The following is a 25,369-nucleotide window of genomic DNA, read 5'->3' as shown; positions in this document are numbered from 1 at the left end:
CACACTGCCCCGACCTGTTCTGCGTCGCCCATTCGGCGACGGAGCCGATGTGAGCCTGTTCACACTCGGCACCATGCGCGCCCTGCAGGCTCCCGACCAGATGCTGCAGGTGTTGCGTGCAGCCCTGGCTGCTGGCATCAACCATCTCGAGACAGCCCCGGCCTATGGGCCCGCTGAAGCCTTTCTGGGCAAGGCCCTGGCACAGCTCAACAGGGAAGGAGCTGCTCCCTCCGGCGGTGGCTGGGTGATCACCAGCAAGCTGCTTCCCGGGCAGAGTTTTCTTTCGGGAACCAGAGCTCTGGAAGCCAGCCTGGACAGGCTCGGAATCGACACGCTGGATAACCTGGCCATACATGGCCTGAACCTGGACAGCCATCTCGACTGGGTGCTCCAGGGAGAGGGAGCCCGGCTGATCGACTGGGCCCTCACAAGCGGCAGGGTCCGCCAGGTTGGCTTCAGCAGCCATGGCTCGTATGACTTGATCGAGCGTGCAATCGCCAGTGACCGCTTCAGGTTCTGTTGCCTGCATCTGCATCTCCTGGACCCAACACGCATGCCGCTGGCACAGCTGGCCCTCGATCGATCCATGGGCGTGCTGGCGATTTCACCGGCAGACAAAGGTGGTCGTCTCCAGGCACCGAGTGAGCAGCTGAAGACTGACTGCACTCCCTTCCAGCCACTGCAGCTGGCCTATCGCTTTCTGCTGGCGGCGGGCATCAGCACACTCACTGTGGGCGCCAGGAACGCAGCCGACCTCAAACTGGCTCGGTCGCTGGCTGCCAGTGACGGTCCGCTGGATCCGGAGGAGAAGAGGGCACTCGCTCATCTTGAGCAGCAGCGCGGGAGTCGGCTGGGACATGAGCTGTGCGGTCAGTGCCGTGCCTGCCTGCCCTGTCCAAACGATGTACCCATCCCAGAGCTTCTGAGGTTGCGCAATCTTGCCCATGGTCATGACCTGATGGAATTCGCAGGGGAGCGCTACAACCTGATCGGGCGGGCCGGTCACTGGTGGGAGACGGTTGATGCAAGCCAGTGCGACCGCTGCGGTGACTGCCTGCCGCGATGCCCGCACCAGCTACCGATTCCTGATCTGCTGGCGGAGACGCATCGGCTTCTGGCAGCTGCTCCACGCCGGCGGCTATGGGGCTGATGCTTCCCAGAGCTTCTGCAGACGTTGCACCTCGGCAGGGTCAGGCGGAGGCAGCGTCCAACTTCGCTGCCAGAGCGATTCCTGAGGGAGCACCAGGGAGCGAAGCCGTTGAGGGATCCTTGTCTCTGCGGAGATGAGCTCGTCCCTGGGCAGCGGCGGAATCCAACCCTGTGCCAACAACCGAGACAGCAACGGTTGCTTCCACGCTTTCAGCACCCAGTCCTGCGGGATGGGTTCAGCGGTCTGGGAAGGCCGAACCAGCAGCGTCCAGTGCAGCGGCGAACCCTGCTCCGGCAACACAGCGATGAGTCTGGGATCACGCTGAAGGCTCGCCATGCAGCGTTGCAGAGGCAGTACGGCCACCCTGGCATCACCCTGCAGAAGCCAGTTCATGCCGAAGCGGTCATCAAAACTGATGGCCGCCTGACGCAGGCGCCGCAAGGAGTCGCCATCACCCATTCTCTGGGCGATTGAACACAGCAGCCTCGGGCTGGATGGCAGCAGCAGCTTGCCCTTGACTGCCGGGTCGAGCAAGGCATCCCAGCCGGCATCAGGAGCGGGTGCGTTCTTCCCCTCACGCCGAAACACCATCACCCAGGGACTGAACGCCACCGGCAACAGCAGGCTCCTCCAAACCGAAGGCATCTCGTTGAGGAAGCGTTCTCCCGAGGAACCCATCCTCGCCAGAAGGGCGTCCGCGGCGATCGCCTGCAAACGATCGGGGCTGATCACTGACAGCCAGCCATCATTCAGCGCCAGCAGGTCCGTTGGAGGTGGCCAGGGACTCTTCAGGGGAGTTGCTCCAGAGAGCGCGGTGAAACGCCAGGGTGCCGGCAGATCGCGACGCCAGAGAGCCGGCAGGACCTCCGGCATAGAGCGCAGAGTGGGAACCGCACCACCCCGACGGCAGCCGCTGAGCCCAAGCGCTGCTGTCACAGCGACGAATCGGAGAAACCGACGACGGTTCAGCAATGGCGCCGGAACAACTGGCTTCATGATCCGAACCTACGGGGCGACAGTGTCCTTGTCGTCTGTCGCCAGCAACTGATCGAAGGCCCGGTCACAGGAGTGCACCAGTGTGTCGACGGAAACACCTCGCCATTGAGCCAGCAGGGCCAGTCCACCAGCCCCTACTCCTTCCTTCACATGGCCCTGCTCGAAGTCGCGCAGACGGGAATGACGACTGGAGGAGAAGCGCAGACCAGCGGCATAGGCCTGCAGTGAGACCGAGTAATGCTGCTCCAGATTGCTGAGCAGCGTCACCAGGGAAGAGGCAGGCGTTGCAGCCTGCAGCCGTTCCGCGGCAAGCCATGCAGTTGTGCCGATCAGAACCCGATCGCAGAGCTGCTGACGACGGTCCGCTGTAAGAGCATGAAGAGCCAATGCAAGCACCGCAGCCATCTGACTGCCACCGGCCAGCAGAACGGGCTGATCAGCCTCGAGCACCCCGATCAAGATGCCTGTGGAGAGGGCCTGAAAGGGATCACCCACTGCTGCAAGCAATGCCTGTGCGTCGAGGTGACGGCGGCAGGGAAGCCGAGACAGCCCCTCGCTGACCAGCCGCTGCTTGAGCGCCATGGGTGGATGCAGGGCACTGCCACTGACCAGTGCCTGAACAGGCAGTCCCAGCCCTGTCAGGACAGCCAGGGCTGTGGTGGTCCCGCCTGGAACAGATTCCGCCAGCACCAGCGGCCGTCGCAGTCCTCGCCCGAGACGACGACCGCGATGCACCAGTTGCTGCACCCGTTCGAGCTGCATGGCACAGCCGCTGGAGACGCACTCCGAGGGGCCGGCACATGGATCTTCAAAGCGGAGATGGGGGAAGTGAGGCGGAACGGGCAGGCCGAGAGCAGCGACCTGCGGATCGAGACCAAGCTGCTGGCAGACCACCCAGCTGATCAGGGCGGGTGAGACGCCAGCCGGAAGAGGTGGCAGTGACCAGCATGGCGGTACTGATGGCCCCGTCAGCAGCAGTTCCGCATCGGCCAGAGCCGTTGTGCGGCGAGCTTCTGGCGTACACCCAGCGGCGGAGATTCCCTGTTGCTCGGCTGTCCTTGTCGACGCAAGAACCAGAAGCAGGTCCGGCAAAGGCTTGGCGAACTCAGACCAGATGGCTGTAAACCGGCTTGCGTCAGCCGTAGTGGCCGACCCTGTGAGACGACGCACACCAACCGGAAGGTCAGAGGGGGTCGAGGGCGACCAGTCCATGCAGCAGCGGGGGAGGGTCAGGAACGGGGGCCTGAAGTCGGGGGAAAATCCAGTAGGCCAGGGCGTGGAGAGCGAGGACGTACACCAGCTGCTGGATGAGCACGAGAGCGAGAGCCATCGACTGAACCAGCAGCAGATCTGGGGCGAGTGGCAACTGCAGCAGTTCCAGCAACCTGTCGAGTAGTCCCGCACCGGCGCGGGTGATGACCACCCAGAGGTTTTCACCCACCAACAGCGAAAGAGCAACAACCCGCACGAGGAAACCGGCAGCACCGATCAGCAGGCCAATCCCCCAGCTCAGCCACCAGCTGCAGCGGTGGACCCAGCACCAGCCGAGCCAGACGGAGAGCAGTCCGTAGGGAAACAACATCAGGGGTCCGCGGACGGGACCCATCAAGGCGATGAGCAGAAGAATCGCTACCGCCAGACCCTCGACCCCCGCTCGGGCACCTCGCCGGACCGCCAGCAGGGCAAGTGGCAGGGGCAGGGCCAGGCGGAACAGCGCTCCACCAACCGGTAGGTAATACAGAGCAAGCCAGATCAATGCAGCCGCAGCCGCCAGATACGAGGATTCCATCATTCGCAACGCCTGGCGATGGCTGAGAGCAGGTCGCATCAGGAGGCAGGCTTCGGCGCGGGGTTGGACGACTGATTCAGGTCGCGCACGGGCAGCTTTTCGATGGTCTCCACCTCAAAACCAATACCAGCACGCCGCAGAGCTTCCGTGACTCCCTCAGCGGGAGCAGCTGGATCAGCTGCGGAGAGGCGAATCATGATGCGATAGGGCAATGTGCGCTCAGGAGCAGCCTTCGTCGCAGCGGAATCGGAATTGGCATCGGTGGCGGTGGCGCGATCCATGCCATTGCCCTTGGTGGAGGACAGCTCCGGTCGCTCTTGGCGAGAGTCCTCAGTTGACTTCTCGTTTTGATTGATCCCCGCCTTGTCTTTCGTTCCCGCCTGATCGCTGTTGATCGAACTGGCCGGCTGTGTGTTCTTGTCAGCAACATCCCTGCCGCCTGATCCGGCGTCATCTTGATCTGGCTGGCTGAAAGTTTTGCTGGCCGCCTCGGACTGAGCCCCTGTCTGAGTGCCTGACTGAGCATCAAAGCTTTCAGACAACCGCTGGCCGAAGGTCGTGCCGTCACAGGCCTGCAGCAGCATCAAAGGCACAAGCGACAGGACAAACAGCCTGGTGCTCATCAGGAGTCGGCCGGGCGAATCACACGAACGGCACTGGCACGCAGACGGCCTGACTTCGTTGTGGCGGGAGGTTTCTTCGCCGCAGGCTTCTTGGCTGCGGCTTTTTTTGCAGCAGGTTTCTTGGTGCTGGAAGCCTTGCGGCCACCCTTCTTGGTGGCTGCCTTGGCCTCCAGCAGCTCCACCGCCTGCTCAAGGGTGATGTCATCCGCTCCCTTGCCTTCGGGAAGAGAGGCATTGATCTTGCCCTGCTTGACATACAGGCCGTAGGGGCCGTCGTAGACCTGCACGGTCTCGTCACTGCCTTCCGGCTTGCCGAGATCCTTGAGTGCCGTGCGACCACCTCTGCCACGTTTGGGCATGGCCAGCAGCTCAAGCGCACGGGAAAGCCCAACGGCAAGAACATCGTCCTCACCCTTCAGCGAGCGGTAATCCTTTTCGCTCTTTCCCTTGTCCCAGACCACATAGGGGCCGAAACGACCCAGGCCTGCCTGGACCCTGCCACCGTCAGGGTGTTCTCCAAGCAGTCTGGGCAATCGCAGCAGTCCAAGAGCGTCGTCGAGGCTGAGATCCTCAGGCTTCACCCCCTTGGGGAGCGACGCGCGCTTGGGCTTGGGGTTCTCATCGCTCACCTGCCCGCGCTGCACATAGGGCCCGTATTGACCGAACAGCAGATAAACGAGATCGCCGGTTTCCGGATCCTCACCCAAAGCCTCAGGCCCATCAGCCTTCTGCTTGAGGATGAGCTCTGCCTGATCATGGTCGAGATCAGCAGGAGTGATCTCGCGAGGCAGGGTGGCCTTGATCAACTCCTCCTCACCGTCGTCTCCGACACGTTTCGCTTCGAGATAGGCACCGAAGCGACCGATCCTGACCACACAGGGAAGTCCCTCAAGATCGATCGTGCGCGATGCGCCGGGGTCGATATCACCCTCCCGCAGATGCACCTGAGACTCCAGTCCCTCATTGCCCTTGTAGAAGCTCTCGAGATAGGGAAGCCACTGCACCTTGCCGTGAGAGATCTCATCAAGGGTGTTCTCCATCCTTGCGGTGAAGGAGGTGTCCACAAGATCAGGGAAGTGCTCTTCAAGCAACGCTGTGACCGCGAAAGCGGTGAAACTTGGCGTGAGTGAATTGTTCTGGAGCGCGGCATAGCCGCGATCCACGATCGTTCCGATGATCGAGGCATAGGTGGAGGGCCTGCCGATCCCCTCCTTCTCGAGCATCTTGACCAGAGAAGCTTCCGAAAACCGAGCCGGAGGCTGGGTTTGGTGGCCGAGCGCCTCAACATCTTTCAGGCTGGGAGAATCCCCCTGCTTGAGGCCGGGCAACAACACTTCCTGGCCTTCCAGGGCCGCATCAGGATCATCACTGCCCTCCACATAGGCACGGAAGAAACCGGGAAAATCAATGCGCTTTCCATTGGCTCGGAACACTGCATCAGCAGCGCTCAGATCGATGGACAGCATGGTGAGCCGGGCTTCTGCCATCTGACTCGCGACGGTGCGCTTCCAGATCAGTTCGTACAGGGCGAGGTCCCGGCCATCAAGACCGGTCTCCTGGGGCGCACGAAAACTCTCGCCGGCAGGACGAATCGCTTCGTGAGCCTCCTGTGCGTTTCGAGCCTTGGTGCTGAACTGCCTGGCCCCCTTGCTCAGATACTCCTTGCCGTATCGCGATTCCACACAGCTGCGGGCTGCGCTGATCGCCTGATCGGAGAGATGCACCGAATCGGTGCGCATGTAGGTGATGAAACCGCGCTCATAGAGACCCTGCGCGCAGCGCATTGTTTCTCTCGCGGAGAGACGAAGCTTGCGGTTTGACTCCTGCTGAAGTGTGCTGGTTGTGAATGGTGGAACAGGCCGTCGCACCGTGGGTTTTTCCTCCACGGAGGTGACACTCCAGGCCACTGACTTGACCATTTCGGAGAGTGCCTGGGCATCACTTTCGCTGAGAAGGCGGACCTTGCTGCCCGCCTTGAGCTCTCCTGTGTTTTCATCAAAATCATTGCCGGTGGCAATGCGCTGCCCCGCAAGATGGGTGAGCTTGGCGTCGAAACCACTGCCGCTCTGTTCAAGACTGGCCTTGAGATCCCAGTAGCTGCCGCTGCGGAATGCCCGACGGGCGCGTTCCCGTTGCACCAGCAGCCGGACCGCCACGGACTGAACGCGACCCGCTGACAGCCCCCAGGCCACCTTCTTCCACAGCAAAGGCGAGAGGGTGTATCCAACCAGACGATCAAGGATGCGCCGTGTTTCCTGGGCATGGACCAGTTCCATATCCAACTCACGGGTCTGGTCGAGAGCGCGCCCTATCGCCTCCTTGGTGATCTCATGGAACACCATTCTTTTCACCGGAACCTTTGGCGCAAGCAGCTGCAGCAAGTGCCAGCTGATGCTTTCGCCTTCCCGGTCTTCATCAGTCGCCAGCAGAAGCTGATCCGCACCTTTAAGAGCGTCCTTCAGCTCCTTCACCGTTTTTTTCTTGTCCTTCGGCACCACATAGAGGGGCTCGAAATCCGACTCGGTGTTGACGCCGAGGTTGGCCCATTTCTGGCCTTTTTGCGCCGCTGGAATCTCACTGGCGTTGTTGGGGAGATCACGCACATGCCCCATGGACGCCTCCACCCGGAAGTCCTTGGGAAGGAATCCACGGATGGTGCGGGCCTTGGTGGGGCTCTCAACGATGACCAGGGTGTGCGCCAAAGGAGGGCAGATAACCGTTCCCTTCTTTATCGCACCGCCGCTCCGATTGCAGCGAATACGGTGGATGCCACAAGGATGAACGGAAGCGCGGCTACAGTCGCCCGAACCGCTCCGCCCTGCGCGCGCCATGCCCGAGATGGGTGCCTTGCTCCTCGACACCCAGCCACTGGCAGCGCCGGGTGATTTGCTCAATCTGGCCCTGAACGCCGGTGCCATCGCCCCGGAAGGCGCGGTACTGCTGGCGATGCTGGCCACCCTTCTGGTGGATCTGGCCGGCGAAAAAGTCGCTGTGCGCTGGGTTCCTCCCATCTGTTACGCGGGCCTGGGCACAGCCCTGTTGCTGCTCGCATTGCAGTGGAACGCTCCGCTTGAGCCCTCCTTCCTCGGCGCATTTCTTTCCGATCACCTGGCGATTGCCTTCAGAGCCGTGGTGGCCTGTTCAACGCTGTTGTCCCTGCTGATCAGCTGGAGGTACGCCGAACAGGGTGGAACCCCTGTGGGTGAATACGCTGCGATTCTTCTGGCAGCAACACTTGGAGGCATGCTTCTCTGCGGTGCAACCGATCTGGTGAGCATCTTTGTCTCTCTGGAAACCCTTTCAGTCGCGAGTTATCTGCTCTCGGGCTACATGAAACGGGATGCGCGCAGTTCGGAAGCCGCTCTGAAATATCTGCTTGTGGGCTCCGCTGCAGCTGCAGTCTTTCTCTATGGCTCCTCGCTCCTCTATGGACTCAGCGGCTCCACCAGCCTGGAAGCGATCGGACAGTCACTGCTGACCAGTCCCACTCCCCTCGCCGCTCTCGCGCTGGTGTTCGTTCTGGCAACCGTGGCCTTCAAGATCGCCGCAGTTCCCTTCCACCAGTGGACACCGGATGTCTACGAAGGATCTCCGACTCCGGTGGTCGCCTTTCTTTCAGTCGGTTCGAAGGCCGCCGGCTTTGCGTTGGCCCTGCGGATTCTGGTCGGCTGTTTCGGCAGCTTCGACACGCAGTGGAAACTGCTGTTCACCGTGCTGGCGGTGCTCAGCATGAGCCTCGGCAACGTCGTTGCGCTCGCCCAGACCTCGATGAAACGGATGCTGGCCTACAGCTCCATCGGTCAGGCCGGTTTCGTGATGATCGGTCTGGTCTGCGGTACTGAAGACGGTTTCGCAGCCATGGTCCTGTACATGGCCGCCTACCTGTTCATGAATCTGGGGGCCTTTGCCTGCATCATCCTGTTCTCCATTCGCACCGGCAGTGATCGCATCTCCGATTACGCCGGTCTCTACCAGAAGGATCCCCTGATCACACTCGGGCTCAGTCTCTGCCTGCTGTCGCTCGGAGGCATCCCACCGATGCTCGGGTTCTTCGGGAAGATCTATCTCTTCTTCGCTGGCTGGGCTGATCACCAGTACCTGCTTGTTGTGGTCGGACTGATCACCTCGGTGGTGTCGATCTACTACTACATCGGCGTGATCAAGATGATGGTGGTCAAGGAGCCACAGGAAGCCTCCGATGCGGTGAAGGCCTATCCACCGATCCAGTGGAACACTCTGGGGCTGCCGCCACTGCGGGTGGCTCTGGTGACCTGCGTGGTCGTTACAGCGGTTGGTGGCATTCTCTCCAACCCCCTCTTCCAATGGGCCAGCGACGCGGTGGCTGGGACCCCGATCCTGCAGCAGGCCATCGCCGATGCCTCCGGAGCCACCCTTGGCTGAGGGTGCGAAAGGTGAACGCTCCGCCGTCGCGGAGCTGCGCGGAGTCGACAAGGTCTACGGAACCGGTGCGGGTCTGGTCAGGGCACTCGATCAACTGGATCTGACTGTTCGTAAAGGCGATTACCTTGCCGTGATGGGTGCAAGCGGCTCGGGCAAAAGCACAGCGATGAACATTCTTGGCTGCCTCGACCGACCCAGCAACGGCTCTTATCACCTGAATGGGAATGCGGTTGAGGATCTTGATGACGATGCGCTGGCGGATCTGCGCAATCAGCAATTGGGGTTCGTGTTTCAGCAATTCCATCTTTTGCCCCACGCGACAGCTCTTGAAAATGTGATGCTGCCGATGATCTATGCAGGCCTCTCTCCCCAGCAGAGGCGGGACAAGGCGAGAGAAGCGCTGGATCGAGTGGGTCTTGGGGAAAGAATGCAGAACAAGCCGAATCAGCTTTCAGGAGGTCAGCAGCAGAGAGTCGCCATCGCAAGAGCCATCATCAACCAGCCTGCACTTCTCCTGGCTGATGAACCAACCGGCGCACTCGATTCACGCACGACAGACGACGTGCTCAATCTGTTCGATGCCCTCCACGACCAGGGGATCACTCTGGTGCTGGTGACCCATGAAGACGATGTGGCTGCCCGTGCTGAACGAGTGGCACATTTCCGTGACGGCCGTGTTGAACGCTGGGATGGACATGCTCAGCAGTCCCGACCGACCTGAGCAGGCCGATTAGGCTGAATGAAGGGTGCACTGGATTGCATGGTCTCCTCAGCTACTCCGAAGACCAGGCTCCTGCTCGTGGATGACGAGGCACGCCTCACGGAGCTCCTGAAGATGGAACTGGAGGTCGAGGGGTATGAGGTGGATGTGGCCGCCGATGGGGCCGCTGGCCTGATCCAGGCACGCACTGAGCCATCCCCGGACCTGATCGTTCTGGACTGGAATCTTCCCGATTTCAGTGGTGTGGATATCTGCCAGCGAATCCGCAGCAGCTCCATCACCACACCAATCCTGATGCTCACCGGTCACGACGATGTTGCTGATCGGGTGACGGCCCTTGATGCCGGTGTGGATGACTACCTGGTCAAACCCTTTTCGATCGAGGAATTGATGGCACGTCTGCGGGCCATGCAGAGACGTGCCAGCACCTTCTCCGCTGCGACTGGCGAAGGACAGCATCCTGAAATGCTCCAGGTTGGAGACCTGGTGATGAACACCAGCACCAGGGATGTGAGTCGCTCAGGCCAGATGATTCAGCTGTCTGTGAAGGAATATGAGTTGCTCAACTTCCTGATGCGGGGTCAGGGGAAAGTGCTCGAGCGCGCCGAGATCATGCGCGGAGTCTGGGGCGAGAACTTCTACGGCGATGACAATCTTCTCGATGTCTACATCCGTTATCTGCGCCAGAAGGTCGAATCGACTGACCGACCTGCTTTGATCCACACCGTGAGAGGAGTCGGTTTCATCCTGCGGGAGGAGCGTCAGGAGCAGACATCATGAGTCCTTGGAACGCTCAAGGCTGGTCATCAGCTGTCCCACCAGCAGCGATACGGCATCTGCACCGGAAGCAGTGAGTGGATTGAGATCCATATCCCCTGGATCGACTGCCACCCAGCCACCGGCCTGGGGCCTGCGCAGTTCAAAGTGAAGATGAGGTCCGGTGCTGAGACCTGTGCTTCCGACGCGACCGATCACCTCCCCCTGGCGGACTTTCTGGCCGGACTTGACGTAGATCTCTGAAAGATGTCCATAGAGGGTCCGGCGTTTGGGCTGATCATGATCCAGCTCCACAGCGATGCCGTAACCACCCGCAAGACCACTGCTCAGGACTGTTCCTGAAAGAGCAGCAACAACGGGAGTCCCCTCCGGGGCAGCGAAGTCCTTGCCTGCATGCATCAGCCATCTGCCGATGATCGGATGAATCCGCCAGCCGAACTCACTCGTGGTGATCGCTGAACCCATGACTGGAAACAGCAGCCTGCGGTCTCCGTTGCCGGCGACCGAGGCGGGGCGGGGCGACACTGCAAACACCTTCTCCAGACGAAACGCAGAGGAGGAACCTGCAAGCAGGGCCTTCACCGGCACTGAGATCGGAGGTAGCGGTGTGCCGTCAGCACCGCGGCGGGATAACCCCGTGAGCGTTTCATCACGGCCTTTCAGGACAACGCGCGGTCGTAGACGGGACCCACGCCGGCGCACTGCCACTCCACTGCTGCATTCCTGCTGCGAGAGCGCACCGCTCTGACAGGCCTGCTGAAACACCGGAACATCCACAGGCCTGGCCTGTTCGCCGGTTTCAAGCTGACGACGTTCCCGCGGAGTGATGACACGGTTTCTCTCCAGAGACTCCAGCGAACGGTCAAAGGTGAGCGGCGCCTGCGGCTTGAGCTCTGAAGGTGCCAGTGGTGCCTGCGGCTTGAGCTCGGAGGGAGGCAGCGGGGCCTGCGGCTTGAGCGCAGATGGGGCCAGCGGCGGCTGCGGTTCGAGCGCGGAAGGATCCAGCGGGGCCTGCGGGGCAGGAATGGACAGCAGAACCGATGCAGCAAGCCAACGCAGAACCAACGGATCAAAACGGTCTCATCAGGCGAGACTTTAGAGATCCTGATCAGGACTGTCCGTCCAACGCGTCCAGCTGGTCCTCCGGGCCCCCTGCTCCAGGAGCAGGCGTCCGTCGATCCCGAGGCCTTGCACTCGCCAGGCCTCTCCTGTGCCGGGATCGGGTACCGATGCAGTCCAGAGGCGCTGTTCGGCCTCAGCGACCACCGTGCTGGGCATGAGCGCCAACTCACAGGCACGATCCAGTGCCCGAAGCACAGCGCCTTGCCAGACCCTCAGCCTGCATCGCCCCGAAGGAAGGCACTGGCGCAGGGAGATCGCGCCGGGGGGCACCGGATTGTTCACATTGAGTCCAATCCCGATCCGGGCGAGGCGGACACGACGTCCTCGGAAGATCAGGGTGGGAAGCACGCCGGCCAGCTTGCGTGAATCAACCATCAGATCATTGGGCCATTTGATGGCCACCTGAAGGCCGCTGGACTCCAGCTGCTCCGCCAGGGCGAGAGCCACGGTGAGACCGAACAACCCCGTCGAGCAGTCGTGCTGGGGCCAGGGCAGGGCCGCACTCAGCCAGACGCCTCCGACGGGTGATATCCAACGACGTCCGTACTGGCCATGACCCTGGGTCTGGTGGTCAGCCAGCACAGCGCGAGCGCGAGACTGGTGGCCACGCCAGGGCCTTTGCAGCAGCCACTGAGACAGCTCGGTCTCGGTGCTTGCACAGACAACCAGCTTCTTCAGCCGCCAGGACTGGTGCCCATGACGGCGGAGATCATGCAGCAACCGCCCCCGGCCGACATGCGCGAACTTCAATGGTGCCGATCCCACCAGGGATGGAGGCGAGTCACGGCATTCTCAAGGTCCTCGACCGGGCGGACAAGAGCCAGACGCAACCAGCCACTGCCCGAATCGCCGAAGCCGGAACCAGGGGTCAGTGCCACACCGCAGTGCTCCAGCAACTCAGCGGCAAGCTGTTCATCGCTCCAGCCCCTGTCGGCCGCCCATCCGGGAACGGGCATCCAGAGGTAGAGAGCCATGGATGGCTCGGGAACGTCCCAGCCGAGAGCAGTCAGGGCCTGCCGCATGCGGTCGCGACGCTGGCGGTAGACGGGCAGGAGACGTGAAGGCCAATCGGCATGTTGATCCAGCGCCACAATCGCGCCCTTCTGAAGGGCCTGACACTGATTGAAATCAACGACACCTTTCAGCTGGCGCAGTGCATGGATCAACGGAGCTGCACCCACCGCAAACGCCAGTCGGAACCCCCCGAGACACCACCCCTTGGACAGGGAAAAGAATTCGATTCCCCGCTCACGCCACTGGGGGCAGCGCAACAGTGACGGGGCATCACCCTCCAGTGCAAGATCCACGTAGGGGTTGTCATGGGCCAGCACCAGATCGTGTTGGACCGAAAGGTCCATCGCCTCATCAAGCCAGGCCTGCTCTCCAGTGCAGGCGGTGGGGTTATGAGGAAACCCGAGCACCATCAGACGCAACTGCTGCCACTGATCAGAGGAGAGCACATCAAAATCCGGAGCCCAGTCCCGTTCAGCAGTCAACGGAAGGGTATGAATGTGAGCATCGGCCAGTTCAAGTCCACCCCGGTGGGAGGGGTAGGAGGGATCAAGGATCAGAGCGGAGTCCCCGGGATCAAGAATCGCAAGAGGCAGATGGGCTGTCCCTTCCTGCGATCCCACCAGCAGAAGCACCTCGGTCTCGGCATCCACCTGGATGCCGAATCGTTGCTGACACCAAGCGGCAGCAGCATTCCTGAACGGTTGCGTGCCTGCATGCAGGCAGTAGGACGCGCTGGAGGGATGCTGAAGCACCTCGGCCATGGCTTCCACGGCAGCCACTGGTGGCGACAGATCAGTGGATCCCAGTGACAGATCGATCAGAGGCTGATGGTTCTGACGTTCGCTTGAGGCGTAGGCCGATTTACGCCGGTCATTGCGATCAAAGACTCCGCTGCCGAGCCTTGCGAGGCGATCAGAGGTGATCATCCTGGACATCGGCGATTGAGAACTGCTGATCAATCCTGAGTGATCAGATCTTGTCGATGGATCGGCGGAGCTCCTCGAGATCGTTGTCAACCTCAGACACATTCACAGGCTGCACGGCTTCGGATTTGCCTTGATCAGCTGCTGGGAGCGCAACGGCTTCTGGTCCACCGGCCAGTTGCTGTCGAAGAGCAGCGAGATCATCATCCACATCACTGCCGCCTTCGAGAGCGGCGAACTGGCTCTCCAGATCAGCGCCTGCCAGCTCAGCCGCGGCCTGGCTGCTGGCTTCCATCGCCTGAACCTTGTCCTCCATGCGCTCAAAGGCAGCCATGGCGGAATTGCTGCCCATGTTCCCAACGGCACTCTGAAGCTGCTCCTGGGCCTTGGCCGCCTGGGCCCTGGCTTTGAGCATGTCCTTCTTGGTTCGGGCCTCGGCGATTTTGCCCTCGAGTGCCACAAGACTCTTCTTCAGGGTCTCCACCTGAGCGTCCTGACCCTGCACCTGCTTGGCCAGGGTTGCTGAGGTCTCCTGAAATGTTTTTCGCCGGGTGAGGGCTTCCCGGGCCAGGTCCTCTTCGTTCTTCTTGAGAGCGAGCTCCGCGCGTTCATACCAGGTGCGCGCCTGGGTTTCCGCTTGCTCGGCCTGATTGCGAAGACGCTTCTGACTGGCGATCGCCAAGGCGACCGCCTGGCGCAGCTTGACCAGATCCTCCTGCATGTCCGCCACGGACTGGTCGAGAATCTTCACGGGATCCTCGGCCTTGCTCACGAGATCGTTGACGTTGGCGCGCAGCAGTCGGCTGAGCCGGTCGAAGAAACCCATGGATCGGGGCGGTAGCGATTTGAGGGTAGCCAGCAAATCAATGGCTCTTGCCTAAGGTCAAACCAAATCGGCAATTGGCATGGTTCGGGCCCCGAAATCTCAGCGCCGCCGCTTTGGGAACGGTGAGCTGCTGATGCCACCGGAACCGGCACCCGTTCAGCCAATCAGCGGCTGCCTGGAAGCACTCAAAAACCAATGGCGACGAGAGGGGTCACTGGCAGCTCTTTGGCAGGACTGGCCGAAACTGGCAGGCGATCCGCTCTCCAGCCATTGTCAGCCGCTGGCGCTCAGGAGCGGGACGCTGATCGTTGGAGCCAGCCACCCGCAGTGGCGACAGGCCCTGCTTTACAGCAAGCCTCAGCTGCTCGCTGCCATCCGTGCAGCCGACCACCCTGTTCGTGATCTGCGGATTCAGCAACACCATCCAGCAGGGCGCTCACCGGCAGGAGACCCGCTCGAAGACTGGAAGCGACACCCCAGTCGCATCGATGTGCACGGCATCGATGCATGCCCGCGTTGCGGAACGCCGTCGCCCCTCGGAGAGATGGCGCAGTGGGGGCATTGCAGCTTCTGCCGTCGCATCCAGCTGAGCGAGTTGTCGGCGCAGGATGATCGGATTCAGTAACGCTCTGGCCGTGGCTTCTTCCAGGTGAGAGAGACGCCGTCATCGAGCAGATCCGATGCACGCTGGTCAAGTCGGGATCGATCCAGCCGCCACAACTCGTAGATCCCAGCGCTCCCCAGTTTCTGCGGATTGAGACCCTGCCAGTGCTGTCTTGCTGCCGTCCCCCGGTTGATCACGACCAGCACGGAGGGCGATGCGCCGACCTCCGTGCGAGGCAAGCCCTTGAAGCCTTGTCGCTGCTCATGACTGAGGCGATCAGCGAGATTGGCGAGAGCTGCCCTCGACTGGCCTTCATAGACCACCACCTGGTTTGTGTAGAAGTGAAGCGAAGGTTTCAACACGCCGATCATCGCCAGTGGCTCCCCTGGACGACGCCGTTCAACAACCTGCTTGGCGAGCTGCCGGACCGGTAGCTGCCGGACTCGATCTCCAAGCTGGATCATCGGCACAAGGGCAATGATCTGAAACAGCACCATCGGTCCCTGCCAGATCAGCAGTCGTCCGGACACAGGGCGCCAAAAACTCCAGGTCCCAAGCACGACGGCGAGAATGAAACACGCGGCCGCCCTGATCACCAGCCCACTGGCCATCAGCTCAGCCGGCAGTGTGGGCATCTCCGGATCCTGAATCAAAGGGATCCAGAGGGGCGAGGCCAGCAGCCCCGCCGCCAGGATCGCTGTGCAAAGAGCGGTCGAACACCAGGCAATCAAGGGCCACTTGCATCGCTGAAGCGACGGGGGATGAGCTGTCAAGGCGATCAGCAAGGCGGCAGCCGGAGTGGCTGGAAGCCAGTAGCTGGGCAACTTGGTCGCCGCTGCGGTGAACAACAGGAACACGGCCAACAACCAGCAGCCGGCGAATTGGCCAAGGCTCTCTCCGGATGGCATGAGCCGCGAGGAAGCATCTCCTGCGAAATCAGTGATCACCCTCCCCAGACCAAGAAGAAGCAGCGGGGTGAATGGAAATGACGCCACCACCAGCACAGGTCCAAAAAACCACCAGGGCTGAAGGTGGTCGTTCACAACGCTGGTGAGGCGTTGAAGGTTGTGATAGCCGAAGAAACTGTCCCAGAAGGGCTGTCCCTCCACCAGCAATTCGGCTGCATACCAGGGAAGACTGATCAGAGCCGTGATCAGCAGACCCTGAACAGGCCTCAGAGAACGCCAGAGGCCTGCCAGATCTCTGCGAATCACAGCGAACAGCACCAGGGTGATCCCTGTGAGCACAACCGCCACAGGACCTTTGGTCAGCACGGCAAAGGCCAGCACGATCCAGGCCAGCCACCAACGTCGTCCCGATCCACTGGCGTAACAGCGCCACTGACACAGCAGGCTGAGAGCGAGCGTTCCTGTGAGCAGCGAATCACTGACAGCGGTTCTGCTCCAGATCAGCACCAGGGGGGACAGCGCGAAAGCCAGCGCTGCGGCGATCGCCGTCCGGCAGGGATGTGAATCGCCCCGCAGCGGGAAGCGCAGCAGCGTGTCGCCGAGAGCGAGCATGGTCAGCACCGAAGCCAGAGCCGAGGGCAGACGGGCGGCCCAGGTGCCGAGCGGGTCCCAGACCGTTCCTGCTGGCAGGGCATAGCCCAGACCCATCAGCCAGTACACCAGTGGTGGTTTGTCGTACCGAGGCAACCCGTTGACCCGTGGTGTGAGCCAGTCGCCGGTCTCCGCCATGGCACGGCCTGAAGCCGCGAACAAAGGTGGCGTTTCATCGACGAGCCCCGTGTTTCCGAGCTGCCAGCAGAAGATCACAACGGCGAGCACCAGGATGAGCAGCATTCCTCGCCGTCGCTGTCGAACGGTTGGACGAACAACTGAAGCAATCGGGTCTGATGAGTCCGCTGTCATCAGGAGATGGTGCCATCCACTGGAGTCAGCCCCCTGCGGATCCAGGCCTCGACCCGTGCGGCGAGTCCCTCCTGACTGGCGCAGCGCTCCACCCAGCCACGACAGGCCTGACGGTCGATCGACGACGCTCGCAGGGTTGCCTGCTCGAGGGCATCGCGGTCATCCGGGGGAACCAGCCAGCCGGTTTCGCCGTTCTGGATGATCTCTCCTGGGCCTCCACGGTCGTAGGCGATCACCGGAACCCCACAGGCCAGTGCCTCCACCACAACATTGCCGTAGGCCTCATTCCACTTCGGCGTGTTGAGCAATGCCCTGCAACCGCCGAGCTCTCTCTGCAGCTCGCTGGTCGGCTTGAAGCCGCACCATTCGATCGTTCCAGCGGGAACGGCACTCTCGATACGCCTCGCATAGGCATTGTCTTCGACGAGGCCCCAGACCCTCAGCGTCTCGCCCAGCCGGGCGGCAACCGCTGCCGCATCCTCCAGCCCCTTTTCGGGAGCCACCCGACCGGCCCAGCCCAGGGGACCATCCGTTCCGAGCTTCAGCTCGTAGCGGGAGAGATCAAAACCGTTTCCCACCACCTCAGGAGGTTCGACCAGATCGAAGTCACTGGCCTGACGGCGGGTGTGAAAGGCGAGGCGGCGCTGATCCCAGCGCGCGAGATCAGCCACCGCACCATCCATCACCGCGGAGACGGATCCCATGCTCACCAGATGAAAGATCCTGCTCTCAACATGAGGCGTAAGCCACATCGGCAGCCAGTCGTATCCGAAATTGATCAGGGCATCGGCATCGCTGGCCAGCTCCAGCGCGCAAGTCCAGAGCCGGGGCAGCACAGCATCCTGGGGAATCCGCATCGGAGAATCCCGCTCGGCATGTTGCCAACTCGGTTGATCCACCCCTGGGACCGTATGGAGAGTCACCTGTGCGCTCTGCACCGGTGAACAGGAGCCATCGGGAGCAACGAGATGCAGATGGAGACCACGCTGCACCAGGCCCTGCACCAGCGACGCAAGCGTGAGTTCCACACCACCACCCCTGCCGCTGCCGAGCTGTCCCACGGGCGTGCTCACCAGCACCAGGGTCAGAGGACGATCGCTCATGCGTTGAGATCCCCGGAAGGGCTGACAGTGGCCGAAAGCCAGGGCTCCCAGAGTCGCTGTCTCTGGCTCACCAGCACCACCGACATCATCACCAGCAAGACCGCCAGCCATTGCAGGGTGTCGAGGCGTTCCCCGAGTAACACTCCTCCGGAGGCCAGCGCGAACACCGGTGTGAGGAAACCGAGTGTGCTGAAACCGGTGAGGTCTTCCCTGTTGGCGAACCAGAAAAAAATGGAATAGGCCAGAGCGCTGCCCAGCAACGAGGCGTAGGCCATCTGAACCCACTCTGAAGCTGTCCAGGGAGGAATCAACGCCGTGCTGGGATCCAGCCCGTGCCAGGCGAGGAGAGGCAATCCCCCCAGCACCATGTGCCACCCGGTCACTGCCACCGGATCACTGTTCTTACAGGCGAAACGGCACAGCACGGTGCCCAGAGCCATCGCCAGCGCCGCCAGAAGCATCCAGCCAGTCCCCTCCTGCCAGCCCGCCTGCAGCTCGGACAGATCAGCCTGCAGCCACCAGTGCTGAAGAAGAGGTGCGGGCACCCCAAGACAGACAATCCCGGCGAGTCCGACCACAAGTCCGATCCAGCCGATCGGATTGATCGATTCCGCGAACAGCCAGCGCGCCAGCAGAGCCACGATCAGCGGCTGCGAGTCGATCAGCACCGATCCAAGCCCGGCACCGGTGCCCTGCAGGCCCTTGGCCAGAAAAAACTGAAAAAGAAACGCATCCACGAGCATGAACAGCAGGAACCAAGTGCGATCTGCCGAATCAATCTTCAGTGGTCTGCCGAGGTAGGGAACAGCGACAAGCAGCACGATGCCCGCCGGAAGCAGCCGCAGACAGGCCACCAGAGGAGCACCGCCAGAACGCACCAGAGGGGCCATTGCCGCCATGGCGGTGCCCCACAGGGCGAAGGGCAGCACCATCAGCAACCAGCGCTGCAACGTCGACATCGAAATACGCAGACAGGGTCCTTTTTAAGATCCGGCGAGTTGAACAGAGGATCATGGGGTGGCTTTGGCGCCGTAAGTCCAAACGCCGCATGGCGCGCATCGTGATTGAGGGGGCGATCAGCAGCTCGACGCGACGCAGGGTGCTGAAGGCTCTTCGCGACGTGCAGGAACGGGAGTTCCCGGCACTCCTGCTGCGCATCGACAGTCCGGGAGGAACGGTCGGCGACAGCCAGGAGATCCATGCAGCCCTCCTGCGTCTGCGCGAAAAAGGCTGCAAGGTGGTGGCCAGCTTCGGCAACATCTCCGCGTCCGGAGGTGTTTATGTGGGCGTGGCAGCCGATTCGATCGTGGCCAATCCCGGCACCATCACCGGCTCGATCGGGGTGATTCTGCGAGGCAACAACCTGTCCGAGCTGCTGGCGAAGGTCGGCGTCCGATTCGAGACGGTCAAGAGCGGAGCCTTCAAGGACATTCTGTCCCCTGACCGGGCTCTCAGTCCTGAGGAGCGTGAGCTGCTGCAGAGCCTGATCGACAGCAGTTACGACCAGTTTGTTGGAGCGGTGGCCGAAGGCCGTGGTCTGGACAGGGACACGGTGCGAACCTTCGCAGATGGGCGTGTGTTCAGTGGAGCGCAGGCCAAGGACCTGGGGCTCGTGGATGAGCTGGGAGACGAGGAACAGGCTCGGTTGGTGGCAGCCCGTCTGGCCGAGCTTGATGAAGAGCGCTGCCGACCGGTGACCCTGGGCAAACCTCGCAAGCGCCTGCTGCAAGGTCTTCCTGGATCAAGCCTCTTACTGAGACTCGATCAGTTGCTGACCACGGAACTGGAGCTGAGCGGCCAGCCCCTCTGGATGCACAGACCATGACGGCACCTCGGCTGCTGCGGGGCCTGCGCGGAGCCACAACCTGTGCTGAAAACAGCGCTCACGCCATCCATGAGGCTGTCGCCGAACTGGTGGACGTTCTGATGGACATGAACGCACTCGATCCAGACCAGCTGGTCTCCGTGACGTTCTCCGTGACCGCCGATCTGGATGCCAGCTTTCCAGCAGCGACGGCACGCCGCCGATCGGGCTGGGAAGACGTGGCCCTGTTGGATGTTCAGCAGATGGCCGTCCAAGGGGATCTTGCCCGTTGTATCCGTCTGCTGGCTCACGCCTGGATTCCTTCCGACAGGTCGCTTCACCATCCCTACCTGCGGGGAGCATCACGATTGCGCCCGGACCGATCTGGTCACAACTGACAGATCAGGGGCCGACCCCCGAAGCACCTGCGTTCGCAAGATTCTCAGGACAATTCATTCACGAACTACGGCATTCGCGCCGACCGCTATCGAAACACGATGAAACGACATTGTTCTCCCACCTCCAGACGCCGCGCAGGACTGGCAGCTCTGATCGGTTGCGGTGTCCTCGGCGGAGCGGCTCTGCTGCCCCTTTCTGCACCCCATGCCGTTGCTCAGAACACCCCTTCCCTGCTGGAATTCCGATGGGATTCAGGAACTGGATATCGCAAGCTCTACTTTGTCCAGTCCAGTCAGCGCCGCCGTGAGCGTTCGGAATACTTCTTCATGCTGCGCAAAAAAGATCGCAAAACCGCGATCCTCAAGCTGAGCATCACGGTTCCCAGCTATTTCAACGCTCGCATCCGTCCAGAGGCACTGACACTCTGCAGGATGTCGATGGGAGGAATGCTCTCAAGAAGCAAGTGCAAGGAAGTGCTGCCTGCGGTCTTCGAGGTGAACGAGAAACAGACAGCCATCGAGGTCTTCCCCGACACTCCGATCCCGACCGGCGGAACCTATGCCGTGGTGATGAATGTGTTCAACCCGAGCCAGGGCGGAATGTTCCAGTTCAATGCTCTTGCGCAGGCCCCGGGGGACGTTCCTGTGTCCGGCTACCTCGGCAGCTGGCTTGTGGATATCGACTGACCCTGACTGATAAAGTCCCTCCTTGACGAAAGGCCGGACGCCGTAAAAAACCCATGACGAAGCGAACTCTTGGAGGCACAAGCCGTAAGCGCAGACGTGTTTCAGGTTTCAGAGTGCGCATGCGGACACACACTGGTCGTCGCGTGATCCGTAGCCGCCGCAAGCGCGGCCGTTCACGCCTGTCCGTTTGATTCCCGCATGTTCCAGCGATGGTCCTGCCGGCATCCATGCGTCTGCGTGGCCATCGCTGCTTTGATCACCTGCACCGGAGAGGCAAGCGCTTTCACGGCACCCTGATGGTGCTGCGCAGGGCTTCTGCCAGCCATGGCCTGCTCCGCCGTCAGACAGCTGCGCGTCAGTCGAATGTCCCATTCGCATCGCCGACCTGCAGGGTGGCTGTGGTGATCAGCAGCAAGGTCAGCAAGCGCGCCGTGATCAGGAATCGATTGCGGCGACGCCTGCATGATCATCTGCGCGCAAGATTTGGACATGCTCCGGAACATGCCTCTGTCTGGCTTCTGATCAGTTTGAAGCCCGGAGCGGCCACAGAGGATCACGGCTTGCTGGAAGAATGCGACAGATTGCTCGAACAGGCGGGCCTGAAGCCATGACCAGCTCCATCAAGGAAGACATTTTTTACGAAGGAGGTCCTGCGAAGGGTGATCTCATCTTCAACATCCTTCTGGGTTTCACCCTGATCGCTCTGCCATTCACGGTGGGCGCCATCGTGCGGGCTCTCTGGCTGCGATTCCGCATCACCAGCCGGCGAGTGTCCGTGAGTGGTGGCTGGATGGGCAAGGACCGCAGCCAGGTGGTCTACAGCCAGATCCGTGAGGTGCGCTGTGTTCCCCGCGGCTTTGGCGCCTGGGGCGACATGGTGCTCGTGCTCACGGATGGCTCACGACTTGAGCTTCGTTCAATGCCTCGCTTCCGGGAGGTTGAGGCCTACATCCAGGAACGCATCTCAGGCAGGAGCGAATCCGCCGGTTCCAGCAGTGAGAGCATTCCTAACAAAGGCTTTGCTGCCTGATCCTGCACAGTCGCGCAACGGCATCGACGCTGTTGCACACTGGCATCACCCTTCACCGCCCATCGGAACGCCATCGTGATCGGTTACATCTCCGACAATCTGCTGCTGCCGATCCTGGATTTCTTCTACGGATTGGTGCCCAGCTATGGCCTCGCGATCGTGGCTCTCACGGTGGTGATTCGCCTGGCTCTGTTCCCGCTCAGCGCAGGATCGATCCGCAGTGCACGGCGCATGCGTATTGCCCAGCCCGTGATGCAGAAGCGGCAGGCTGAAATCAAGTCCCGCTATGCCAGCAACCCTCAGAAGCAGCAGGAAGAACTCGGCAAGTTGATGAAGGAGTTCGGCAGCCCCCTGGCCGGGTGCCTGCCGCTGCTGGTGCAGATGCCGATTCTGTTTGCGTTGTTCGCCACCCTGCGTGGGTCACCGTTCGCGGACGTTCCTTACACCCTCAATCTCAAGGTGCTGCCAGCGGAACAGATCGCGGCGGTTGAGCCCAAACCGTTCACGACGGCGAGTCACTCGATTTTTGTGACGGAAACCGATCACGTTCCAGTGATCGCAAGCCTCCCCGGTGGAACCAAGATCGGTACCGGTGAGAACGTTCAGATCCAGCTCCAGACCAAGAGCGGGGAGCCCTTCACAGACGTTCTCGACGATGTTGAGAACGGACGCTCCTTCCTGCCAGCCTGGACGGTCACCAAAGGCGAATCGATTGTTTCCGTCTCGGAAACAGGAGAGATCACAGCGCTCGCTCCCGGTGATGCCACCGTTGAAGGAAAGATCCCAGGCCTGGCAGCCCGCAGTGGCTTCCTGTTCATCAAGGCTCTCGGCCAGGTGGGCTTCTACACCGACGGGGCTGTCAACTGGGACATCGCGATCCTTGTTGGCTCCTTCGGACTGAGCCTGTTCATCTCCCAGCTGCTGTCGGGCATGGGCATGCCCGCCAATCCTCAGCAGTCCACTGCCAACAAAATCACCCCGGTGATGATCACAGGAATGTTCCTGTTCTTCCCACTGCCAGCCGGCGTTCTGCTCTACATGGTGATCGCCAACATCTTCCAGGCCGTGCAGACCTTCCTGCTGACTCGTGAGGCTCTGCCTGACAATCTGCAGGCCATCCTGGACGAACAGCTCAAGCAGCAACCCGAACCAGCTGCAGCCGGTGGAGTTGCTGGAAGCCGTTTGCCTTTCGAGCCAAAGGGCGGCAACAAATGATTCCCGGCCTTGAGCCGGTACCGCTCAGGGAGCTACAAGCTCTGGGAAGCCCCAGGGTCTGGTCAGTGGAGGGTCAACTCGACGAGATGCCAAGCCTCACCCCTGTGCGAGGCACCATCAGGGCTGAACATCTCGGCAATCTCCTGGAGGTTGAAGGGTCTGTGCAGACCATCATCTGCCTCCGCTGCGACCGCTGCCTCGGTCACTTCAACCAACAGCTCAGCGCTGTCTCCAGGGAACTGATCTGGCTTGGCACGGAACCCAGCGATGATCATCTCGCCCAGACAGGTCTTGATCCGACCTCACCCGAGGGGCTGATGGAGTGCCTGGACCCACGTGGTGACTTCGAACCGGAACGCTGGATTTACGAACAGCTGAGTCTGCAGATGTCAGTCGTCAATCGCTGTGGGGAGCATTGTCCTGGGATGCCGCAACAACCAGCAGATGGTGCTGCATCCCACGGAGAGAAAAGCCCTGACCCTCGCTGGCAGGCCCTGAAGGATCTGCAGTCGTCGATGCAACGCAACGGGACACACCATGACTGACAACTGGATCGCACAGCTGGATCTGCTGATCCGATCAGGCACACCGTTGATCTGGATCCGCAGCCATGAGGAGGAGCGCGTTGAAACGCTGCTGCGTCAGACCTCGGAGCGACTGCCCGATCGCACCCTGACCTGCTGGGATTTCGTGGGCGGCCTCAGCGGTGCTCTTGGCCAGGAACAGCTGGGTGCCCGTCAGCCCATGGCGGTGCTGCAGTGGCTGCAGGAACGCTCCCCGTCCAGTCCGACCCTTCTGCTGCTCAAGGATGTGCACCGGTTCTGCGAGGACCCGGGCATTGCCCGCATGCTTCGCAACCTTGCCAGCCAGCTGCGAACCACACCACACACCCTGATCGTGACCTGCGGGCAGTGGACACCACCGGCGGACCTTGACGAGGCCCTCACGCTGATGGACCTGCCCTTGCCCCAGGAGCAGGAGCTCAGAACACTGCTCGCCAACATCGCCAGGGCAAGCGGTCGAGCTCTGGAGGCTGATGTGCTCGAGGAACTCACCCATGCCTGCTGTGGTCTCAGTGAAGCCAGGGTGAGGCATGTGGCTGCTAAGGCGCTCGCACAACGTGGATCGCTGAGCCGCGAGGACCTTGTGGATGTGCTGGAGGAGAAACGACTGTCCCTTGCCCGCAGTGAAGTGCTGGAGTTCTGCCGGACGGATGCGACACCTGGCGACATCGGCGGGCTCGAAACCCTCAAGCACTGGCTTGACCAGCGACACCGAGCCTTCAATGACGATGCACGCCGTTTCGGACTTCCTCTCCCGAGAGGAGTACTGCTCGTGGGTCCGCAGGGCACCGGCAAATCACTGACCGCCAGAGCCATTGCCCACAGCTGGTCGATGCCTCTGTTGCGACTTGATGTGGGACGCCTCTTCTCCGGGCTGGTTGGAGCCAGCGAAGCCAGAACCCGCGACATGATTCAGCGGGCGGAAGCGATGGCACCCTGCGTTCTCTGGATTGATGAGATCGACAAAGGCTTCGGCAATGACAGCCGCAGTGACGGCGGCACCAGTCAGCGGGTTCTGGCCACCGTTCTCACCTGGATGGCAGAGAAACGCTCTGCCGTGTTTGTGGTGGCGACGGCGAACGGCGTGGAGCGTTTACCGGCGGAACTTCTGCGCAAGGGCCGTTTCGATGAGATTTTCCTGCTGGATCTGCCTTCCAGGGATGAACGTCTGAGCATCCTCAGCCTTCACCTGCAACGCCGCCGCCCCGGCCTCAATCTGCCGCTGTCAACGGTGGTCGATCGCACGGACGGCTACTCCGGCGCCGAGTTGGAGCAGGTGGTGATTGAGGCGATGCACCTGGCGTTCGCCGAAATCCGTGAACTCACTGAAAGCGACATGATCCTGGCGGCTTCACAGCTTGTACCGCTTTCACGCACGGCAAGGGAACAGATGGAGAGCCTCAAGCAATGGGCCAGTGCCGGGCGGGCCAGGCCAGCATCATTGCGGGCCGTAACGAACCCTGACGCGGCGTAACAATCCATCCCCTCAACCCGAGACAGCCCCAGTCAGCCTCCGTAGGTTCCAGGAACTCCCGAAACACCGGACTTGAACCGTACCTCCGATATCACCACCCAGTTGGCAGCAGCCTGCCTTGGAGCCGGGGTGATCACCACGGTGGCCGTCGCTCAGGGTCAGAACCCTGTCACAGCCTTGGGAATCACTTTGTTCTCAGCTGTGGCTGCAGTGATGGTGGGCCAGGTTTTCTGAGGCAGGACAGAGCTCTGACAGCGGACGCCTAGGCTGCCGGCGCG

The 25,369-nt window shown here is 61.5% G+C and carries 27 protein-coding genes; 15 read left to right on the top strand and 12 right to left on the bottom strand.

Annotated elements, in window-relative coordinates; all coding sequences use genetic code 11:
* The first annotated feature begins 73 nt into the window (after positions 1–73).
* A complete protein-coding gene (locus SIB83_RS11480; protein WP_413747365.1) occupies positions 74–1,150 on the top strand; it encodes an aldo/keto reductase in 1,077 nt (358 codons plus the stop codon).
* On the opposite strand, the gene SIB83_RS11475 is transcribed toward SIB83_RS11480, so the two are convergent.
* From SIB83_RS11475 to topA, 5 genes are read right to left on the bottom strand one after another with little or no spacing between them, the layout of a single operon-like run.
* Positions 1,139–2,146, bottom strand: a complete 1,008-nt coding sequence (locus SIB83_RS11475) for an ABC transporter substrate-binding protein (protein WP_413745894.1) — start codon at positions 2,144–2,146, stop codon at positions 1,139–1,141. The two genes, SIB83_RS11480 and SIB83_RS11475, sit on opposite strands and share 12 nt — an antisense overlap.
* 9 nt (positions 2,147–2,155) lie before the next feature.
* Positions 2,156–3,358 carry a nicotinate-nucleotide--dimethylbenzimidazole phosphoribosyltransferase gene (locus tag SIB83_RS11470; protein ID WP_413745893.1) on the bottom strand — a complete coding sequence of 401 codons (1,203 nt, stop codon included), beginning with the start codon at positions 3,356–3,358 and terminating at the stop codon, positions 2,156–2,158.
* Positions 3,330–3,974, bottom strand: coding sequence for a DUF2232 domain-containing protein (locus SIB83_RS11465; RefSeq protein ID WP_413405944.1), 645 nt, complete (start codon positions 3,972–3,974; stop codon positions 3,330–3,332). Before SIB83_RS11465 ends, SIB83_RS11470 begins: the two co-directional genes overlap by 29 nt.
* Entirely contained in the window at positions 3,974–4,558 is a 585-nt protein-coding gene (locus SIB83_RS11460; RefSeq protein ID WP_413745892.1) for a hypothetical protein, read from the bottom strand. Before SIB83_RS11460 ends, SIB83_RS11465 begins: the two co-directional genes overlap by 1 nt.
* Positions 4,558–7,260: a type I DNA topoisomerase gene (topA, locus tag SIB83_RS11455; protein WP_413745891.1), complete on the bottom strand. Its 2,703-nt coding sequence runs from the start codon at positions 7,258–7,260 to the stop codon at positions 4,558–4,560. The genes SIB83_RS11460 and topA overlap by 1 nt, the downstream gene beginning before the upstream one ends.
* Before the next feature lie 127 nt (positions 7,261–7,387).
* Here topA and SIB83_RS11450 point away from each other — a divergent pair, with 127 nt between their 5' ends.
* The 3 genes from SIB83_RS11450 to SIB83_RS11440 are packed head-to-tail and all read left to right on the top strand — an operon-like array spanning position 7,388 to position 10,460.
* Positions 7,388–8,959 carry an NAD(P)H-quinone oxidoreductase subunit N gene (locus SIB83_RS11450; protein ID WP_413745890.1) on the top strand — a complete coding sequence of 524 codons (1,572 nt, stop codon included), beginning with the start codon at positions 7,388–7,390 and terminating at the stop codon, positions 8,957–8,959.
* Entirely contained in the window at positions 8,934–9,680 is a 747-nt protein-coding gene (locus SIB83_RS11445) for an ABC transporter ATP-binding protein (RefSeq protein WP_413745889.1), read from the top strand. Before SIB83_RS11450 ends, SIB83_RS11445 begins: the two co-directional genes overlap by 26 nt.
* Positions 9,681–9,719: 39 nt before the next feature.
* Complete coding sequence (locus SIB83_RS11440; RefSeq protein WP_413745888.1) at positions 9,720–10,460, top strand: response regulator transcription factor; 741 nt, start codon at positions 9,720–9,722, stop codon at positions 10,458–10,460.
* Here the strand turns inward: SIB83_RS11440 and SIB83_RS11435 are convergent.
* Genes SIB83_RS11435 through SIB83_RS11420 form a run of 4 tightly spaced genes read right to left on the bottom strand, consistent with a single transcriptional unit; the run spans position 10,455 to position 14,342 of the window.
* Positions 10,455–11,522, bottom strand: coding sequence for a peptidoglycan DD-metalloendopeptidase family protein (locus SIB83_RS11435; protein WP_413745887.1), 1,068 nt, complete (start codon positions 11,520–11,522; stop codon positions 10,455–10,457). The two genes, SIB83_RS11440 and SIB83_RS11435, sit on opposite strands and share 6 nt — an antisense overlap.
* A gap of 30 nt (positions 11,523–11,552) precedes the next feature.
* Positions 11,553–12,329, bottom strand: a complete 777-nt coding sequence (locus SIB83_RS11430) for a biotin--[acetyl-CoA-carboxylase] ligase (RefSeq protein WP_413405931.1) — start codon at positions 12,327–12,329, stop codon at positions 11,553–11,555.
* Positions 12,326–13,519 (bottom strand): aminotransferase class I/II-fold pyridoxal phosphate-dependent enzyme, encoded by a 1,194-nt coding sequence (locus SIB83_RS11425; protein WP_413406313.1) that lies wholly within the window; start codon positions 13,517–13,519, stop codon positions 12,326–12,328. Before SIB83_RS11425 ends, SIB83_RS11430 begins: the two co-directional genes overlap by 4 nt.
* A 43-nt stretch (positions 13,520–13,562) precedes the next feature.
* Positions 13,563–14,342, bottom strand: a complete 780-nt coding sequence (locus SIB83_RS11420) for a PspA/IM30 family protein (RefSeq protein WP_413405928.1) — start codon at positions 14,340–14,342, stop codon at positions 13,563–13,565.
* A gap of 79 nt (positions 14,343–14,421) precedes the next feature.
* On the opposite strand from SIB83_RS11420, the gene SIB83_RS11415 reads away from it, so the two are divergent.
* A complete protein-coding gene (locus SIB83_RS11415; protein WP_413745886.1) occupies positions 14,422–14,967 on the top strand; it encodes a DUF721 domain-containing protein in 546 nt (181 codons plus the stop codon).
* Here the strand turns inward: SIB83_RS11415 and SIB83_RS11410 are convergent.
* Genes SIB83_RS11410 through SIB83_RS11400 form a run of 3 tightly spaced genes read right to left on the bottom strand, consistent with a single transcriptional unit; the run spans position 14,961 to position 18,879 of the window.
* Positions 14,961–16,817 (bottom strand): ArnT family glycosyltransferase, encoded by a 1,857-nt coding sequence (locus SIB83_RS11410; RefSeq protein ID WP_413745885.1) that lies wholly within the window; start codon positions 16,815–16,817, stop codon positions 14,961–14,963. The genes SIB83_RS11415 and SIB83_RS11410 overlap by 7 nt on opposite strands.
* Positions 16,817–17,920 carry a glycosyltransferase family 4 protein gene (locus SIB83_RS11405; protein ID WP_413747364.1) on the bottom strand — a complete coding sequence of 368 codons (1,104 nt, stop codon included), beginning with the start codon at positions 17,918–17,920 and terminating at the stop codon, positions 16,817–16,819. The genes SIB83_RS11410 and SIB83_RS11405 overlap by 1 nt, the downstream gene beginning before the upstream one ends.
* Positions 17,917–18,879: a DMT family transporter gene (locus tag SIB83_RS11400; protein WP_413745884.1), complete on the bottom strand. Its 963-nt coding sequence runs from the start codon at positions 18,877–18,879 to the stop codon at positions 17,917–17,919. The genes SIB83_RS11405 and SIB83_RS11400 overlap by 4 nt, the downstream gene beginning before the upstream one ends.
* Positions 18,880–18,932: 53 nt before the next feature.
* On the opposite strand from SIB83_RS11400, the gene sppA reads away from it, so the two are divergent.
* The 10 genes from sppA (at position 18,933) to SIB83_RS11350 (ending at position 25,325) form a co-directional block, all read left to right on the top strand.
* Entirely contained in the window at positions 18,933–19,745 is an 813-nt protein-coding gene (sppA, locus tag SIB83_RS11395) for a signal peptide peptidase SppA (RefSeq protein ID WP_413405920.1), read from the top strand.
* Positions 19,742–20,122, top strand: coding sequence for a chorismate mutase (gene aroH / locus SIB83_RS11390; RefSeq protein WP_413405918.1), 381 nt, complete (start codon positions 19,742–19,744; stop codon positions 20,120–20,122). The genes sppA and aroH overlap by 4 nt, the downstream gene beginning before the upstream one ends.
* A 99-nt stretch (positions 20,123–20,221) precedes the next feature.
* Positions 20,222–20,809 carry a DUF2808 domain-containing protein gene (locus SIB83_RS11385; protein ID WP_413745883.1) on the top strand — a complete coding sequence of 196 codons (588 nt, stop codon included), beginning with the start codon at positions 20,222–20,224 and terminating at the stop codon, positions 20,807–20,809.
* 53 nt (positions 20,810–20,862) lie between these two features.
* Positions 20,863–21,000 carry a 50S ribosomal protein L34 gene (gene rpmH / locus SIB83_RS11380; RefSeq protein ID WP_074159280.1) on the top strand — a complete coding sequence of 46 codons (138 nt, stop codon included), beginning with the start codon at positions 20,863–20,865 and terminating at the stop codon, positions 20,998–21,000.
* An 18-nt stretch (positions 21,001–21,018) separates the two neighbouring features.
* Positions 21,019–21,420, top strand: a complete 402-nt coding sequence (locus SIB83_RS11375; RefSeq protein ID WP_413745882.1) for a ribonuclease P protein component — start codon at positions 21,019–21,021, stop codon at positions 21,418–21,420.
* A complete protein-coding gene (locus SIB83_RS11370) occupies positions 21,417–21,839 on the top strand; it encodes a PH domain-containing protein (RefSeq protein WP_413405914.1) in 423 nt (140 codons plus the stop codon). Before SIB83_RS11375 ends, SIB83_RS11370 begins: the two co-directional genes overlap by 4 nt.
* A gap of 75 nt (positions 21,840–21,914) precedes the next feature.
* Entirely contained in the window at positions 21,915–23,054 is a 1,140-nt protein-coding gene (gene yidC, locus SIB83_RS11365; RefSeq protein WP_413405912.1) for a membrane protein insertase YidC, read from the top strand.
* Entirely contained in the window at positions 23,051–23,599 is a 549-nt protein-coding gene (locus SIB83_RS11360; RefSeq protein WP_413405910.1) for a YceD family protein, read from the top strand. The genes yidC and SIB83_RS11360 overlap by 4 nt, the downstream gene beginning before the upstream one ends.
* Entirely contained in the window at positions 23,592–25,091 is a 1,500-nt protein-coding gene (locus SIB83_RS11355) for an AAA family ATPase (RefSeq protein ID WP_413405908.1), read from the top strand. Before SIB83_RS11360 ends, SIB83_RS11355 begins: the two co-directional genes overlap by 8 nt.
* A gap of 72 nt (positions 25,092–25,163) precedes the next feature.
* Positions 25,164–25,325, top strand: coding sequence for a hypothetical protein (locus SIB83_RS11350; protein ID WP_413405906.1), 162 nt, complete (start codon positions 25,164–25,166; stop codon positions 25,323–25,325).
* Positions 25,326–25,369: the final 44 nt, after the last annotated feature.

It is taken from the genome of Synechococcus sp. MIT S9507, from assembly GCF_047304715.1.
In the GTDB taxonomy this organism is placed as follows: domain Bacteria; phylum Cyanobacteriota; class Cyanobacteriia; order PCC-6307; family Cyanobiaceae; genus Synechococcus_C.
This window is presented reverse-complemented; position numbering and strand designations above follow the sequence as displayed.